We start from the raw sequence: 15,492 nt of genomic DNA on the forward strand, positions 1-15,492 counted from the left end.
TCCGACACGTCAACGCAAGCCGGAGGTGGTTCGCTCCAACGTCTCGTTTGCCACAAACGGCGATGGCCTTAGGTGACGACTGCGGAATCGTGATGCAAGGCCGTCGAGTTTGCAGGGCGCGCAAGCGCGGAGACGCATGGCGAAACGTTCACTGATGGCCAAGGGGCTGACGGCGTCGACCCCGATGATGGGCGACATGCACGAGGGTCCACCCCTGGTGGCCTTCGATTTCGATGGCACACTGACGGTCCGAGACAGCTTCACAGCCTTTCTGAAATGGCGGGTCAGCCCGGCGCGTCACGCCTTGGGCATGATCCGCCTGGCGCCTGCCGCCGTGGCCTACCTGTTCGACCGCAACCGGGGCAAGATCAAGGCCGCCGCCGTGCGCGAGTTCCTCCGCGGTGTCAGCCTGGAGCGACTTGAGCGGGACGCCCGCGCCTTCGCCCAGTCCGAGGCGCCCAAGCTGTTTCGCCCCGACGCCTTGGCCGTCTGGCGGCGCTGGCGGGCCAAGGGCGCCAAGCTGGTGATCGTCACCGCCTCGCCCGACATGATCGTCGCCCCCTTCGCTCGAGGCCTGGGCGCCGACCTGCTGATTGGCTCGCGCCTGGCCCTCGACCTCAACGACAAGATCACGGGCGCGCTGCTGGGTCCCAACTGCCGGGGCCCGGAAAAGGTCGTGCGGCTGCGCGAGCAATTCGGCGACGATATGTCGCTGGCCGCCGCCTATGGCGACACCTCCGGCGACCGCGAGATGCTGGCGATCGCCCACGAGAAGGGCTACCGGATTTTCCGCGGCAAGCCGGGGTAAAGGCCCTCCCCCATGGGGAAGGCTGTCGCGAAGTGACCGGTGGGGCGCGTTGTAGGGTCGTCGATCATCGGGTCGTCCGTTATCCGATCACTCCCCCCTCAGTCGGCTCCGCCGATACCTCCCCCAAAAGTGGGAGGACTTGATGGACACGACTTCGCCGCTTCACGCGGCGGGCCGCTGAAGGTGTGGGAAGGGCCGCGGAGCGCCGGGCTGAGCCCGGAATCTTTGTAGGAAATACCGTTTCGACTCAGACCGACGCTCCGCGCGATCCTTATCCGGGAGCGACCGGCGTTCGGCGCTATTGGCGCCTCGCCGATCGAAGCCCCCGACGGGCGGGCCGGGCTCGCGTCGCCCAGTCCCGGAACGCCTGCGTCACCGCGAGCCTGTCGTCTCGTCCGCCCTCACCCCACGCCGTACTTGTGTTCCACGCCCGGCCGGCACCAAAAGGATGGAGTCACGCCCCCTCGCGGAGCCGCAGCCGACGAGCACAGCCGCTCGACCGCACCCCAAGGCCGCGAAGGTCGCAAGCCTTAGCCCCCTCCCCATCGCCTTGAAGCCCGTTGATTATGCAGCGCCGTCAAACGCGGAGGATAAGTCTATTTTCGGCGTTGAATTTGTTGGGGAAACACGCCGGGAGCGATGAGCGAGAACCTATTTTTGCCGTCGCCGTTGGTGATCTGGAGGTCTGCTTGCCGCTCGGGCGCTAACAGCCGCTTTCGACCCTTTGCCAGACAATCGAAAGGTCTGCTTAGCGGCGCCCCCCCCCGGGGGGCACACCCCTGCCCGCATCAGCGGGTTCCGGACAAGAAAAAAGCCGCCGACCTCGCGGGCGGCGGCTTCATCTCGCGAAAGAGAAAGGCCCTTAGGCCTTCTCGTCCGCCTCGTCGCGGCTTTCGTTGATGTGGTCGATCAAGCCCCAGGCCTTGGCTTCCTCGGCGCTCATGAAGTTGTCGCGGTCCAGGTCGCGCTCGACCTCTTCATAGGTCCGCCCGCAGTGCTTGACGTAGATTTCGTTCAGGCGACGCTTGGTCTTCGAGATGTCCTCGGCGTGGCGCACGATGTCCGAGGCCTGGCCACGGAAACCGCCCGAGGGCTGGTGAACCATGATGCGGGCGTTCGGCAGGGCGATACGCTGGCCGGGCGCGCCAGCGCAGAGCAGCAGGCTGCCCATCGAGGCCGCCATGCCCATGCACACCGTCGAAACGGGGCTCTTGATGTATTGCATCGTGTCGTAGATCGCCAAGCCCGACGTGACCACGCCACCCGGCGAGTTGATGTACATGGCGATCTCCTTCTTGGGGTTCTCGGACTCCAAGAAGAGCAGCTGGGCGCAGATCAGGCTGGCCATGCCGTCTTCGACGGGACCGGTCAGGAAGATGATCCGCTCTTTCAGCAGACGGGAGAAAATATCGAACGCCCGCTCGCCGCGGCTGGTCTGTTCGACCACCATCGGGACGAGGTTCATGGCCGTCGCCATCGGATCATACATAGGGATCGCCCTTTTCATTGTGTCTGGGCGGCGCGAGCGAATCAGCCCCTGCGCGCCGTCGCTCTCGCATATCGCGTGGCGCTTAACAGGTTGCAAGGAGCCGGCGCGACGCTTGCGCCATGAAAAAGGGCGCGCCCCTCGCGGGCCGCGCCCTGTTCACGTCAAATGATGGAGGCCTTAGCCGCCATAGCCTTCCGGAAGATCGTCTTCTTCCATCAGCTCTTCCTTGGAGACTTCCTTTTCCTCGATCTTGGCCTGGCCGAAGATCAGGTCGACAACCTTGTCCTCGTAGATCGGGGCGCGCAGGGCGGCCTGAAGGTCGGCGCGCTGGCGGTACATGTCGAACACCTGCTGGGCTTGCGCGCCATATTGGCGGGCTTCGCGCATCATGGCGTCGGCCAGTTCCTGCTCGGTGACGGCCACGTCGTTCTTGCGGCCGATCTCGGCGAGCACCAGACCCAGGCGCACGCGGCGCTCGGCGATCTTGCGGTACTCGTCCTTCAGCTGGTCTTCGCTCTTGCCTTCGTCCTCGGGCGACAGGCCGCCTTGGGTCTTGTCGGCCTGCACCTGTTGCCAGATGCCGTCGAACTCGGCGTCGACCATGCGCGGCGGCAGCGGGAAATCATGCTTGGTGTCGAGAACGTCCAGCAGGGCGCGCTTCAGCTTGAAGCGCGAGCTGTTGCTGTAGCGACCTTCCAGGTTCGACTTGAGCAGGTCCTTCAGCGCGGCCAGGTCCGACAGACCCAGGCGCTTGGCCAGCTCGTCGTCGGGCTCGGCGTCGACCGGGGCGCGCACTTCCTTGACGGTGGTGACAAACTCAGCGGCCTTGCCGGCCAGGTTGGCGGCTTGGTAATCGGCCGGGAAGTCGACCTTGACGGTGACGACGTCTTCCGGCTTGGCGCCGACCAGCTGGGCCTCGAAGCCCGGGATGAATTGATTCGAACCGAGCGTCAGCTCGGCGTCGGTCGCCGTGCCGCCATCGAAGGCCACGCCGTCGATGGTGCCGACGAAGTCGATCACCAGCTGGTCGCCGTCCTTGGCCTTCAGCGACTTGCCCTTACGCGGCTCATAGGTTCGGGCCTGCTTGGCCAGGTCGGCCAAGGCCTCATCGGTCTCGGCGTCGGAGACTTTGTAGACCGGCTTGACCAGCTCGATCGAGGCCGGATCGATCGGCTCGAACTCGGGCATGACCTCGACGGCCAGGTCGAAGGCCAGGTCTTCGCCGCCGGCCAGAACCTTGTCCATGTCGGACGAGGGCTTTAGGTCGGGCTGGCCTGCCGGGCGCAGCTTGTTGTCGTCCAGAACCTTCTGGGCGCCTTCGTTCAGCGTCGCCTCGATGACTTCACCCATCAGGGCCTTGCCGTAGAGGCGGCGAACGTGGGCGGTCGGCACCTTGCCAGGGCGGAAGCCCTTGACGTTCATCTGAGGCGCGACCTCGGCGATCCGGGCCGTAAGACGCGTGGCGAGTTCACTCGCGGGCACCGTCACGCCATAAACACGGCTGAGGCCTTCGCCCGACTTTTCTACGATCTGCATCGACATTCTTAGCTTCTCGGCTCTTCGGGCGTTCGCGCCCGTCGTCCGCCCCAGGGGACAAAACATCAAAGCCGCCCACGTCACCGGGGCGGCGAAAGAGCGCCCTTATGTCACGCGTTTGGCGACCATCCAAGGGCGTTGGCGCCCGCCAGGCGAAAGACCCGGCGGATTTGGCGCGTCCGCCAGGCTGGGGGCCCAGCGGGCTTGGTGCGGATGAGAGGACTCGAACCTCCACGCCTCTCGGCGCTAGAACCTAAATCTAGTGCGTCTACCAGTTTCGCCACATCCGCGCCGTGCGCCGAAGGCGGGTTAGACATGCCGGGCGGGCTTGGCAAGTCGCGAGGCGATCGAAGCTTGCCGCGACGTATCAGAAACCTCGTCGCGGCCGGCGTTTTCGCGCAATCAGGAAATATCGTTGATAATCTGGAACCACATGCACGGCCGCTGGTTATGATGATGTCCGACGCTGTTGAAAAACGCTTCGGATTCACACCGGCCCGGGCCATGCCCCCCCGACTGACGCCCGGGCCGGTGTTTCTGCTTCCCAGACAAGGCGCGCTCGCACGGGACCTGTCCCGCCACGGATGGTTTGGCGTCTGATCTGAAAGCAAGTGATCGAAACAATCGAAATTGTCGAAAGCCAAAATGACTGGACGGTAAAGCCTGGTCCACGAGTCCTGTTCACCGACACCGTCGAAGACAGGCCGTTCCGCGCCGCGCGGGCCATCAGCGACCCGATGTTCGACGAGGGGCTCTCCAGTCAAGTGATCCTGGTCCGCCTGCAAAGCTAAGCGGGACGGCTTCCGAAGCTCGTCGCGAGCAGTCTGGCCAAGACGGCCGGGGCGAGGCCCGGGAGATCCTCGGCGATCAGGCCCGGTCCGTGCGCCGACCCAGCCTCGGCGTGAATCCAGGCACCCGCGCAGGCCGCCTCGAAACTCTCCATACCCTGGGCGATGAGCCCGGCGATAAATCCCGCCAGAACGTCGCCAGACCCCGCCGTGGCCAACCAAGGTGTGCCGTTCAGGCTGACGGCGGCCCGCCCGTCAGGCGCGGCGACAACCGTGTCGGGGCCCTTCAACAGCACGACGGCGCCTGCCCGCCGTGCGGCTTCCCGCGCCGCCGTGATCCGTTCGGGCGAAGCGGCCAGCAGACCTGGAAAAACCCGTTCGAACTCGCCCGGATGCGGGGTCAGCACATCGTCGCGGTCCAGGGCCGAGAACAGGGCGGCCGGGTCGTGCGCGAAGCTGGTCAGGGCGTCGGCGTCCACCACCAGCGCCGCGCCGGTGCGCGCCAGGGCGAACAGGCGCCGCATGGTCCCCTCACCCACCCCAGCCGCTGGTCCAATCACCACGGCGTCGGCGTGTTCCGCGCGAGCGTGCAGGTCGATCTCGGTCTCGAAGGGCGCCAACATCACCGCTTCCAGATGGGCGGCGTTGGCGGCCAAGGCTCCGGGAGGCGACAGCACAGTCACCACGCCGGCCCCGATGCGCAGCCCCGCTCGCGCCGCCAGTCGCGCCGCGCCCGTGCTCCAGGCCTCGCCGCTCACCACCATGAGCCGGCCTCGGGCGTGCTTGTGTGCGTCGACCGCGGGCCAGGGAAAGCCCGCAGCCCACAGCGAAGGGGTGTTTTCAAACAGATCGCCCTGCCCGCTTGAGCCCAAGCCGATGTCGGCCACCACGACCTCGCCGCACGCCGCTCGGCCAACCGCCAGGGCGTGGGCTGGTTTGCGGCGATGGAAGGTCACCGTGAGTTCAGCCGTCAGCGCCCACTCGCCCAAACGCTGGCCAGTATCGCCCAGAACGCCGCTGGGCACATCGACGGCGACGATCCGTCGTCCCTCGGGTCCTTCCCTCGCCAGTCTTTCAGCCTCGCCCTCAAGTGGGCGCGAAAGCCCCGCGCCGAAAAGACAATCGACATGGAGGACGTCGCGATCGGCCGGACTCGAGCCAAATCCAGTCAGGGGACCCGTCTCGCCTTTCCAGCCTGAAGCCGCCCAGCGCGCCGCCGGACTCGCGGGCGGGGCGAGCGCCTCGACGCGGACGGGCCAGCCGCGACGCCGCAGGCGCCGGGCGACGACATAGCCGTCGCCGCCGTTGTCGCCAGGTCCGCACCAGACCACGACCGGGCGACGCGAATATCGGTCGCGGATGACCTCCGCGACGGCGCGCCCCGCCCGCTCCATCAGGGTGGTGATCGGCGTCCCGGCTTCGACGGCGGCGCGATCGGCCGCAGACAGTTCGGCGACGGTCATGATCTCGCGCGGCATCACGACTCCCGCCTACAGCACCTGGGTCGAAGCTTCGCGTCCGTTCTCGATCAGGATCAAGTCGTCATTGATCAGATCGAACACCGTGACCGACACGTGGTCGGGCCGAAACGCCGCAACCTGCGTCTGCCCAGTCGCCACCGACACCACCGCGTTCAGCGCCACGAAATGGCTAAACACCGCCGCCCCCGGATACGACGCGACGGCTCGCGCCACCTCTCGTGTCCAGGCCACATAGTCGAGCTCACCCCGAATATCGCTCCACGCGCCTTCGAAGGCCGTGCGCAGCCAGGCCGGCCGCTCTTCCGCCGATAGGACTTCGGGGGTCGGTATTTCGCCGACGCGGGGGTCGATTTCCACCATCATGCCCAGGGCGTCGGCCAGGGGCTGGGCGGTCTCGCGGCAGCGACGCAGCGGCGAGCTAACCACCCGATCGGGGCGCTCGCCGTCTGGCAGCGCCAGCAGGATGTCGGCGACTGCCCTGGCCTGCGCCTGCCCCACGGCGTCGAGGCCCGGATCCTGATCCGCCCCACCCCAGGTCGACGCCGGCCGACCATGGCGGATCATGTGAACGCGGCTCATCAGTCTGCCCCCTGTCTGGAGAATAATCCTCGCAAGACGATTGGCGATGGCCCGGCGGTCACGCTTGAAGCGAGCGCATGGGCGCCACTCACCATCGAGACGACCAGACGCGCAAAAACCGACCCAGGGCCGCGCCGCGCCACGACCGAGCCTTCCGCCGCAATCTTCAGCAGTTTTGCAGTCGACGATGCATTTTTCGCCATTAGACGATGAACGCCTTTCAGCGATCCAGCGCATGGTGATGCGGTATCTGGCAAGTTCGGCCCTATCGAAACGATCGTTTCCGCCATCCTAGGTCGCTAAACCCGACCTGCAAGTCGGTTTCCCGAGCCAAACCCACACTGGCGCGATTTCGGGCTCTTGGCGCCTATATTTCAGTCAATGCGAGAATGGCGGCGGAGGCAGCGCACGAAACCGCGTCGGGCCGCTTGTGGCGCCTGGGGCGGGCGTGCTCCGTGCCGCTCTGTCAGCGGCGCCCGCGCCGTTTCGGCGTGAAAGAAGTCTGATGAAAAAGATCGAAGCCATCATCAAGCCGTTCAAGCTGGATGAGGTCAAAGAAGCGCTTCAGGACATGGGCGTGCAGGGCATGACCGTGCTGGAAGCCAAGGGCTATGGCCGCCAGAAGGGCCACACCGAGCTCTATCGCGGCGCAGAGTACGTTGTCGACTTCCTCCCCAAGATCAAGGTCGAGGTCGTAGTCGAGGATAGCCAACTCGAACCCGCCCTCGAGGCCATCACCAACGCCGCCCGCACAGGCCGCATCGGCGACGGCAAGATTTTCGTTTCGGAGATCACGGAAGTCGTCCGCATCCGCACCGGAGAAACCGGCCCCGCCGCCGTCTAGGCCCGGGCTGTCACCGCTTAACGCTCAAAGGGGATAACTATGAGCACCGCCAAGCAAATCCTGGATATGATCAAGGAAAAGGACGTCAAGTATGTTGACGTTCGCTTCACCGACGTTCGCGGCAAGATGCAGCACGTCACCTTCGACATTGATCTGGTCGACGATGACTTCCTGAACGACGGCACCATGTTCGACGGCTCGTCGATCGCCGGCTGGAAGGCCATCAACGAGTCGGACATGAAGCTGCGTCCCGACCTGTCGACCGCGATCATCGACCCCTTCTACCAGCAGACCACGCTGTGCCTGTTCTGCGACGTGGTGAACCCCGACGATGGCACCCCCTACAACCGCGACCCTCGCTCGATCTCCAAGGCCGCCCTGAACTACGTCAAGGCCTCGGGCATCGGCGACACGGTGTTCTTTGGCCCGGAAGCCGAGTTTTTCATCTTCGACGACGTCAAGTGGTCCACTGACCCGCACAACACCGGCTACAGCTACGACGCCAGCGAACTGCCGACGAACACCGGCAGGACCTATCCCGAAGGCAACATGGGCCACCGCCCGGGCCCCAAGGGCGGCTATTTCCCGGTCAATCCGGTCGATAGCGCCCAGGACCTGCGCGGCGAAATGCTGGCCGTGATGGGCGAACTCGGCATGAAGCCGGAAAAGCATCACCACGAAGTGGCGCCCGCCCAGCACGAACTCGGCTTGAAGTTCGACACCATGGTAGTGATGGCCGACCGCCTGCAGCTCTACAAGTACGTGATCCACAACGTGGCCCACGCCTATGGCAAGACGGCCACCTTCATGGCCAAGCCGATGTTCGGCGACAACGGCTCGGGCATGCACGTGCACCAGTCGATCTGGGGCGACGGCAAGCCGCTGTTCGCCGGCGACAAGTACGCGGGCCTGTCGGACATGTGCCTGTGGTACATCGGCGGCATCATCAAGCACGCCAAGGCGATCAACGCGTTCTCGAACTCCACCACCAACTCGTACAAGCGCCTGGTGCCCGGCTATGAAGCCCCGGTGAAGCTGGCCTATTCGGCCCGCAACCGCTCGGCCTCGATCCGCATCCCGCACGTCGACTCGCCCAAGGGCAAGCGCCTGGAAGCCCGCTTCCCCGACCCGATGGGCAACCCGTACCTGACCTTCACGGCGCTGCTGATGGCGGGCTTGGACGGCATCAACAACAAGATCGATCCGGGCGCGCCCGCCGACAAGAACCTGTACGACCTGCCGCCGCGCGAGCAGAAGAAGATCCCGGAAGTCTGCGGTTCGCTCCGCGAAGCCCTGGAGAACCTCGACAAGGACCGCGCCTTCCTGAAGGCCGGCGGGGTTATGGATGACGACTTCATCGACAGCTACATCGAGCTGAAAATGGAAGAAGTGATGCGCCTGCAACTGCACCCGCACCCGGTTGAATTCGACATGTACTACAAGTGCTAAGCTTCGCGGCTTGGTGAGACGGAAGAGGCCCGCGGAGCGATCCGCGGGCCTTTTTCTTTGGCGATCGTCTGGTGTTGGGGGGCGTCACCGCGACCGCGGCCGCTCCAAACCGCAAGATCGGTCGAGCGCGCAACAGCCTGGTCCGCCAAGCTAGGATCGTCACAACGGATGAGGACGATGACGGCGGCGCTGAACCATTACCATGCCCGGATGCAGAAGGTGCTCGATCACATCGACCGGCACCTGGACGGCGATCTGGACCTGGATGCGATGAGCAGCGTCGCGGCGTTTTCCAAGTTCCATTTCCACCGGCAGTTCAAGGCGACCTTCGGGCTGTCCCTGCATCGCTATGTCCAGTTGGCCCGCATGCGGCAGGCCTCGAAACAACTGGCGCACGAGCGGGGTCAGAGCGTCACCGATATCGCCTTGGACGCCGGCTACGAGACGCCCGACGCCTTCGCCCGCGCCTTTCGGCAAAGGTTTGCGCAGTCGCCGTCGAGTTTCCGGAAATCTCCCGACTGGGAGCCGTGGCTTCAGGCGTTCACGCCGCTTAACTCAGCCAGGAGCAAGATCATGCCGACGACCTTCACCCCCGACCAGGTGACCATCCTCGACGTCGCGCCGACCCGCGTGGCCATGTTCGAGCATCGGGGCGATCCCGAGACCCTCGACATCACCATCCAGCGCTTCATCGCCTGGCGCAAAGCCGCCGGTATGTCGCCCAAGACCCATCCGACCTTCAACATCTGGCGCTCCGAGCGGCGCCCTGCCGATCCCGCCGACTACAGCATGGATCTCTGCGTCGGCGTCGGCGCCGATCAACCGATCGACACCGGTGACGAGACGGTCAAGGCCGGCGAAATCCCCGGCGGACGCTGCGCCGTGCTGCGCGTGACCGGCGACACCCACAATCTGGAGCCCGCCGCCCTTTACCTGTACCGCGACTGGTTGCCGGCCAGCGGCGAGGAGATGCGCGACTTTCCCATCTACTGCCAACGCTTCTTCCTGGACGAACCGGAGCAGGGCACGGCAGCAGAGCTACATTTGCCGTTGAAGTGAGCGGGCGTCTCTATCTCAGATGGATATCGGGCAGGAGCCGATCCCTCAGCCCAGCCCCACGCCGCCTACCGGCATGGTCTCGAACCGGTGACCAAACCCCGCGATGATCGGGCGGGCCTTGGCGATGGCGGCCTGGACAGCCGGCAGTTTCAGCGAGGCGGCATGGCTTTCCTTGTCGGCCCACACCTCGGTGATCCACAGGGCGTCGTGGTTGGTGGCGTCTTTGGCGAGGATGTAGCTGAGATTGCCGGGCATACCGCCCGTGCTCTGCGCCAGGATGGCGATCACGTCGTCGCGTTTGCCTGGGGCGGCGATCATCTGGCCGATCAGTCCGTACATGCTCTTGGTTTCCTGGGCGTGGGCGGTTGTGGCGACCGTCGTGGCGGCGAGCGCAACGCCGCCCGCTAACACGGTGCGTCGCGGCAAGCCGTCTGTGGAATGAGGGTAGGTCATGAGTCCTCCAGCGGCCATCCTCACCGAAGGCTGGCCGCATGATGTCAGCAGTGAATGCAATCAGCCTGTCTAGGCCTTGCAGGCGCCGTCGGTCGCGACGTTGGCTCCCTGGGCGGCTGCGGTGCAGGCGCTGGAATAGGTCTTGCCATCGCAGCCGCACACCGGGGCATAGATCTTCGTGCACATCTGGGACGGCTTGCGGCAGGTCCCCGCCCCGTCGGCGACATGGCATTGGCCGGCCGGCATCTGGCAGCTCAGCCCCTCACCGCACTGGAAGCCGGCGAAGCCGGCGCACATCCCGCCTTCGGCGACCGGCGTCCGGTGCGAGGTGGGCGGCGGGGTCGAAGGACCCGTGGGTCCAGCGGCGCTGCAGCCCAACAGGGTCAGGGCGGCGAGGACAATGGTCAGGGGTCGCCAGGTCATCGACGGTCTCCGGGTTTCGAGGCAAAGGGAAGGCGCATCCTGGCACGCCCGGCCAAGCCGCGGCAAATGGCGCGCCGGTCGCGCCATCCACCCCTTTTCTTCCCACCAAGCGCGGCCCATACGGAGCGCTCCCGACGAATCGACGCATGTTCCCGTAATGTCCTCCAAAGACGATCCGAACCCCTCCTTCTCGCTGTTTGGCGACGACGCCCTGGCTCCCGTGCCGGCCTCGCCAGTGCCGGCCCGCGAGCCGCATCCCGAGCCCGCGCCGCGTCCCGCCGCCCCGCCGCCGCCCAGCGCGACCAAGGCTGCATCGGCGCCCAGCACCCCGCCCGCCTCCGGCAGCTACACCGCCAGCGACATCGAGGTGTTGGAAGGCCTGGAGCCCGTGCGCAAGCGGCCCGGCATGTATATCGGCGGCACCGATGAGCGGGCCCTGCACCACCTGTTCGCCGAGGTGCTGGACAATTCGATGGACGAGGCCGTGGCCGGCTTCGCCAAGACCATCGAGGTCAAGCTCGACGCCGACGGCTATCTGTCGGTCAAGGACGACGGCCGCGGCATGCCGGTCGATGATCACCCCAAGCACCCGGGCAAGTCGGCGCTGGAAGTGATCATGACGATCCTGCACGCGGGCGGAAAGTTCAGCGGCAAGGCCTATGAGACCTCCGGCGGCCTGCACGGCGTCGGCGCTTCGGTGGTCAACGCCCTGTCCGAGCGGGTCGAGGTCACCGTCTGGCGCGACGGGTTCGAGCATCTGCAGGTGTTCTCGCGCGGTAAGCCGCTGGGTCCGGTGGAGAAGATTGGCCCCAGCAAGAAGCGCGGCACCATGGTCCGCTTCATCCCCGACGAGCAGATCTTCGGCGAGGGCGTGGCTTTCAAGCCGGCCCGCCTGTACCGCATGGCCCGCTCCAAGGCCTACCTGTTCCGCGGCGTGCAGATCAAATGGTCCTGCGCCCCGGAGCGCATCCAGGACCAGACGCCGCCCGAGGCTGTCTTCCACTTCCCCAACGGCCTGGCCGACTTCCTGGCCGAGCGCACCAAGGGCCTGGAACTGGTGACGCCAGAGAGCTTCTCGGGCCGCATCGAGCGTCAGGGCGAAGCCGGCGCCGTCGAGTGGGCGATCGCCTGGACGCCGCGCGGCTTTGGCGAGCACGACGGCTTCATGCAGTCCTACTGCAACACCGTGCCGACCCCCGAGGGCGGCACCCACGAAAGCGGCCTGCGCGCGGCCCTGACGCGGGGCCTCAAGGCTTATGCCGAGCTCAAGAACGAGAAGCGCGCGGCGATCATCACCGCCGACGACGTCATAGCCCAGGCCGGGGCCCTGATCTCGGTGTTCATCAAGAACCCCGAATTCCAGGGCCAGACCAAGGAAAAACTCTCATCGTCAGAGGCTCAGCGCTTCGTCGAGACAGCCCTGCGCGATCCGTTCGACCACTGGCTGACCGGATCGCCCAAGGCCGCCCAGGCCCTGCTGGAGTTCGTCATCGACCGTGCCGAGGAGCGCCTCAAGCGCCGCAAGGACAAGGAAGTCAGCCGCGCCTCGGCGACCCGCAAGCTGCGCTTGCCCGGCAAGCTGGCCGACTGCGCGGCTGGGGCCGTTGATGGCGCCGAACTGTTCATCGTTGAGGGCGACAGCGCCGGCGGCTCGGCCAAGCAGGCCCGCAACCGCAAGAACCAGGCGATCCTGCCCCTGCGCGGCAAGATCCTCAACGTCGCCTCGGCCACGGGCGAGAAGTTTAGCGCCAACAAGGAGCTGTCGGACCTGATGCTGGCGCTCGGCGCCCAAGGCGGCAATCGCTACAAAGAGGAAGATCTGCGCTACGAGCGGATCATCATCATGACCGACGCCGACGTCGACGGCGCCCACATCGCCAGCCTGCTGATCACCTTCTTCTATCGGACCATGCCCGACCTGATCCGCCAGGGTCACCTGTTCCTGGCCCTGCCGCCGCTCTATCGTCTCAGCCACGGCGGCAAGAGCGCCTACGCCCGCGACGACGCCCACAAGGACGAGCTCCTGGCCACGATGTTCAAGGGCAAGAAGCCCGAGATCGGCCGCTTCAAGGGCCTGGGCGAGATGATGGCCTCCCAGCTCAAGGAGACCACCATGGATCCGGCGGTGCGCACGCTGGCCAAGATCACTCTCCCTCGCTCCGAGGAAGCGGTCGAGGCCCTGGTCGAGACCCTGATGGGCCGCAAGCCCGAACTGCGCTTCCGATTCATCCAGGAAAACGCCGAGTTCGCGGCCGACGACCTGGACCTCTAGACGCGTGGGCCGGGCCGACTCACGCACGCGGGCGTGAATGGTCTGTCTGCCATTTTCGGTGACGGCGGAGACGACCTATGAAGAAATCTGACATTTCAGATTAGCGCCGTTCATGTGAGCTAAGCCCTCAAATGAATTCGACTTTCCCAGCCTCGAATTCCACGTTCGCTTGATTTTTGACCGATTTGTCGACCGAATTTGCTTTTACCGGACCATTTTTAAGCAGATGACGAGCCTGTGGATTAAATCCGAGGCCAGAACCGCGTGGTTTGCCCCGGACAACACCGAGCGGCGCCCTCCAAGACGTCGCCACAGTCAGGGAAGTCACCCATGAAGCTCCTCGCCGCCTCGACCGCCGCCCTCCTCCTCCTGGCCAGCGCCGCCAGCGCCGCCGAAACCACCAGCATCGCCGTTCGCGCCAAGCTCGATCCGAGCAACCCGCAGGATCAAAAGGTGATGATGCACCGCATCGACGCCGCCGCCCTCGAAGCCTGCGGCGCTCAGCGCGGCAGCTTCGCTGAAGTGAAACGGGCCGTGGCCGCCTCGGCCTGCCACCGCGACGCCGTCGCCGGCGCCGTGGCCCAACTGAAGACCTCGCAAGCCTCGCTGGACACCGCTGGCGCCCGCTAGAGCATTTCCCGACCTGACTGCGTCAGGCCGGGAGCTCTAATCTTTTGTTTTGACGCATTTTTCTTCACGCGAACCGGAACCACTTCGCTCGAAAAATGCTCTGGCGTTGTAAATTTCCCCGCTCGAAGGGAAGGTCGGCGAAACGCCCTGGGGTTCAACCTGGGGCGTTTTGCGTTCTTCTGTTGCTGGCGGCGGCCGGCGGGCAGCGGGAAGACGGGGCCGCAGTCCTCTACTGTGTCGCGGCGTTAAGGCGCGCTTCCTTGACGGGCGGCCGCTCTAGGGCCTGGTAGACGACCGTCCGGGTTGTGGCGTCGAGGCCCGAGCCGACGCCGCCCAGCCGCTGGATCATGCCGATGAAAAACAGGTCGTTGGCCGGATCGATCCAGAACCAGGTGCCGGCGCTGCCGCCCCAGCTGATGGTGCCCGGGCCGACCGGCGCGCCGGAGGCGGCAGGGTCAACCGCCACCGCTACGTCCAGTCCATAACCCATGCCCGCGCCGAACGGGAAGGGCTTGGCGCCCGGATGCAGCACATTGGCGGTGCCGTTGGTGGTGATCTGGAAGCTGGCCGGCAGGTGGTTGAGTCGCATCAGGGCCACGGTCTCGGGCTCCAGGATCCGCACCCCGTCCAGGTCGCCGCCATTCAGGATCATCTGGGCGAAACGCGCGAAATCGCCGGCTGTGGACAGCAACCCGCCTCCGCCCGACGGCGCGGCTGGGGGCTTGCTAATGTCGCGCCAAGGACCTTCGCTGGCCGGGATCAGGCGGCCGGTGGCCGGATCGGCGTCGTAGACGGCCGCCAGCCGAGGCAGCTTCTCAGGCGGCGCCCAGAAGGCGGTGTCCTTCATGCCCAGGGGCGCGAAAATCCGCTCCTCCATGAAGACCGGCAGGCTCTGGCCCGACAGCTTCTCGACGATATAGCCCTGGATGTCGGCGGCCACGCTGTAGCGCCAGACCGTGCCCGGCTGGGCGTACATGGGCAGCATGGCCACCTTCTGGACCATGGCGTGCAAGCTGTCGGACTGCAGCACCCCGGCTCGGAAATAGGACTGGTCGGCGACGCTGCCTGGATCATCAGCGATGCCATAGGCGAAGCCCGCCGTGTGGGTCATCAGCTCCCGCATGGTCGGCGAGCGCGAGACGGGGGTCAGGATCGGCCGACCCTCGGCGTCGACGCCAGAGGCGACGCGCAGATTGGCCAGCTCGGGCACATGGAGGCTGACCGGATCGTCCAGCTTCCACTTGCCTTCCTGGTATAGGATCAGCATCGCCACGCCGGTGACCGGCTTGGTCTCCGAGCGGATGCGGAAGATCGCGTCGGCGGGCATGGCCTCGCCGGTCTCCAGGCTGCGCTTGCCGAAGGTCTTCAGCGACACGACATGGCCGTGGCGGCCCAGCAAGGTGACGCCGCCGGCGATCTGGCCCTGATCAACCAAGGCTTGCATCGTCTCGTCCAGCTTCTTGAGCTTCTGGGCGGAAAAGCCCACCGCCTCGGGGGCCTTGGCGTGCGGCAGGGGCGCGGCGACGCCGGAGGTCGCGGCGGTCAGGCCCAGCAGCGCGGCGAACGCGCCGGCGACCTTGCGCAGAAACCGCATCATGAAACCCTGTCATCCCGGACAAGCAAAGCGCAGATCCGGGACCGCCGGAAGCGCGGCGCTTTGGCCACGGTCCCGAATCTGCGC

Annotated in this window: 14 protein-coding genes and 1 tRNA gene; 7 read left to right on the plus strand and 8 right to left on the minus strand. The window is 65.9% G+C overall.

Annotated features, from left to right (window positions below; all coding sequences use genetic code 11):
- The first annotated feature begins 136 nt into the window (after nt 1-136).
- Complete coding sequence (locus tag ACP694_RS09685; protein ID WP_426011918.1) at nt 137-808, plus strand: HAD-IB family hydrolase; 672 nt, start codon at nt 137-139, stop codon at nt 806-808.
- A gap of 862 nt (nt 809-1,670) precedes the next feature.
- Here the strand turns inward: ACP694_RS09685 and ACP694_RS09690 are convergent.
- The 3 genes from ACP694_RS09690 to ACP694_RS09700 form a co-directional block, all read right to left on the minus strand.
- Nucleotides 1,671-2,297: an ATP-dependent Clp protease proteolytic subunit gene (locus tag ACP694_RS09690; protein ID WP_426011919.1), complete on the minus strand. Its 627-nt coding sequence runs from the start codon at nt 2,295-2,297 to the stop codon at nt 1,671-1,673.
- A 177-nt stretch (nt 2,298-2,474) separates the two neighbouring features.
- Complete coding sequence (gene tig, locus ACP694_RS09695) at nt 2,475-3,833, minus strand: trigger factor (protein ID WP_426011920.1); 1,359 nt, start codon at nt 3,831-3,833, stop codon at nt 2,475-2,477.
- Nucleotides 3,834-4,038: 205 nt separating this feature from the next.
- Nucleotides 4,039-4,123: transfer RNA gene (locus ACP694_RS09700), tRNA-Leu, on the minus strand.
- A 321-nt stretch (nt 4,124-4,444) separates the two neighbouring features.
- Between ACP694_RS09700 and ACP694_RS09705 the strand changes: the two genes are divergently transcribed.
- The gene (locus ACP694_RS09705) at nt 4,445-4,624 is read left to right on the plus strand and encodes a hypothetical protein (protein WP_426011921.1); all 180 of its coding nucleotides are present in this window, start codon (nt 4,445-4,447) and stop codon (nt 4,622-4,624) included.
- Here ACP694_RS09705 and ACP694_RS09710 read toward each other — a convergent pair.
- Nucleotides 4,621-6,099 (minus strand): NAD(P)H-hydrate dehydratase, encoded by a 1,479-nt coding sequence (locus ACP694_RS09710; RefSeq protein ID WP_426011922.1) that lies wholly within the window; start codon nt 6,097-6,099, stop codon nt 4,621-4,623. The genes ACP694_RS09705 and ACP694_RS09710 overlap by 4 nt on opposite strands.
- Before the next feature lie 12 nt (nt 6,100-6,111).
- The gene (locus tag ACP694_RS09715) at nt 6,112-6,681 is read right to left on the minus strand and encodes a histidine phosphatase family protein (RefSeq protein ID WP_426011923.1); all 570 of its coding nucleotides are present in this window, start codon (nt 6,679-6,681) and stop codon (nt 6,112-6,114) included.
- A gap of 505 nt (nt 6,682-7,186) precedes the next feature.
- Between ACP694_RS09715 and ACP694_RS09720 the strand changes: the two genes are divergently transcribed.
- The 3 genes from ACP694_RS09720 (at nt 7,187) to ACP694_RS09730 (ending at nt 10,033) form a co-directional block, all read left to right on the plus strand.
- On the plus strand, nt 7,187-7,525 hold the full coding sequence (locus ACP694_RS09720; protein ID WP_012286880.1) for a P-II family nitrogen regulator: 339 nt from the start codon (nt 7,187-7,189) through the stop codon (nt 7,523-7,525).
- A gap of 39 nt (nt 7,526-7,564) precedes the next feature.
- The gene (glnA, locus tag ACP694_RS09725; RefSeq protein ID WP_426011924.1) at nt 7,565-8,974 is read left to right on the plus strand and encodes a type I glutamate--ammonia ligase; all 1,410 of its coding nucleotides are present in this window, start codon (nt 7,565-7,567) and stop codon (nt 8,972-8,974) included.
- A 168-nt stretch (nt 8,975-9,142) separates the two neighbouring features.
- A complete protein-coding gene (locus tag ACP694_RS09730; protein ID WP_426011925.1) occupies nt 9,143-10,033 on the plus strand; it encodes an AraC family transcriptional regulator in 891 nt (296 codons plus the stop codon).
- Between the two features lie 45 nt (nt 10,034-10,078).
- On the opposite strand, the gene ACP694_RS09735 is transcribed toward ACP694_RS09730, so the two are convergent.
- Complete coding sequence (locus ACP694_RS09735) at nt 10,079-10,486, minus strand: putative quinol monooxygenase (RefSeq protein WP_426011926.1); 408 nt, start codon at nt 10,484-10,486, stop codon at nt 10,079-10,081.
- A 69-nt stretch (nt 10,487-10,555) separates the two neighbouring features.
- Nucleotides 10,556-10,909 (minus strand): Kazal-type serine protease inhibitor domain-containing protein, encoded by a 354-nt coding sequence (locus ACP694_RS09740; RefSeq protein ID WP_426011927.1) that lies wholly within the window; start codon nt 10,907-10,909, stop codon nt 10,556-10,558.
- A gap of 157 nt (nt 10,910-11,066) precedes the next feature.
- On the opposite strand from ACP694_RS09740, the gene parE reads away from it, so the two are divergent.
- Nucleotides 11,067-13,181, plus strand: coding sequence for a DNA topoisomerase IV subunit B (parE, locus tag ACP694_RS09745; RefSeq protein ID WP_426011928.1), 2,115 nt, complete (start codon nt 11,067-11,069; stop codon nt 13,179-13,181).
- A gap of 330 nt (nt 13,182-13,511) precedes the next feature.
- A complete protein-coding gene (locus ACP694_RS09750; protein ID WP_426011929.1) occupies nt 13,512-13,811 on the plus strand; it encodes a UrcA family protein in 300 nt (99 codons plus the stop codon).
- A 229-nt stretch (nt 13,812-14,040) separates the two neighbouring features.
- Here the strand turns inward: ACP694_RS09750 and ACP694_RS09755 are convergent, their stop codons facing one another.
- Nucleotides 14,041-15,405 (minus strand): serine hydrolase domain-containing protein, encoded by a 1,365-nt coding sequence (locus ACP694_RS09755; RefSeq protein ID WP_426012551.1) that lies wholly within the window; start codon nt 15,403-15,405, stop codon nt 14,041-14,043.
- Nucleotides 15,406-15,492 lie beyond the last annotated feature (87 nt).

Origin of the sequence: Caulobacter sp. DWR2-3-1b2 (assembly GCF_049896345.1) — a bacterium.
Taxonomy (GTDB): Bacteria; Pseudomonadota; Alphaproteobacteria; order Caulobacterales; family Caulobacteraceae; genus Caulobacter.

Coding starts and splice junctions, on each gene's coding strand:
- ACP694_RS09720 (WP_012286880.1), top strand. CDS start 7,187: ATGAAAAAGATCGAAGCCATCATCAAGCCGTTCAAGCTGGATGAGGTC.
- parE (WP_426011928.1), top strand. CDS start 11,067: ATGTCCTCCAAAGACGATCCGAACCCCTCCTTCTCGCTGTTTGGCGAC.
- ACP694_RS09730 (WP_426011925.1), top strand. CDS start 9,143: ATGAGGACGATGACGGCGGCGCTGAACCATTACCATGCCCGGATGCAG.
- ACP694_RS09710 (WP_426011922.1), bottom strand. CDS start 6,099: ATGCCGCGCGAGATCATGACCGTCGCCGAACTGTCTGCGGCCGATCGC.
- ACP694_RS09735 (WP_426011926.1), bottom strand. CDS start 10,486: ATGACCTACCCTCATTCCACAGACGGCTTGCCGCGACGCACCGTGTTA.
- ACP694_RS09715 (WP_426011923.1), bottom strand. CDS start 6,681: ATGAGCCGCGTTCACATGATCCGCCATGGTCGGCCGGCGTCGACCTGG.
- ACP694_RS09755 (WP_426012551.1), bottom strand. CDS start 15,405: ATGCGGTTTCTGCGCAAGGTCGCCGGCGCGTTCGCCGCGCTGCTGGGC.
- ACP694_RS09685 (WP_426011918.1), top strand. CDS start 137: ATGGCGAAACGTTCACTGATGGCCAAGGGGCTGACGGCGTCGACCCCG.
- ACP694_RS09690 (WP_426011919.1), bottom strand. CDS start 2,297: ATGTATGATCCGATGGCGACGGCCATGAACCTCGTCCCGATGGTGGTC.
- ACP694_RS09750 (WP_426011929.1), top strand. CDS start 13,512: ATGAAGCTCCTCGCCGCCTCGACCGCCGCCCTCCTCCTCCTGGCCAGC.
- glnA (WP_426011924.1), top strand. CDS start 7,565: ATGAGCACCGCCAAGCAAATCCTGGATATGATCAAGGAAAAGGACGTC.
- tig (WP_426011920.1), bottom strand. CDS start 3,833: ATGCAGATCGTAGAAAAGTCGGGCGAAGGCCTCAGCCGTGTTTATGGC.
- ACP694_RS09740 (WP_426011927.1), bottom strand. CDS start 10,909: ATGACCTGGCGACCCCTGACCATTGTCCTCGCCGCCCTGACCCTGTTG.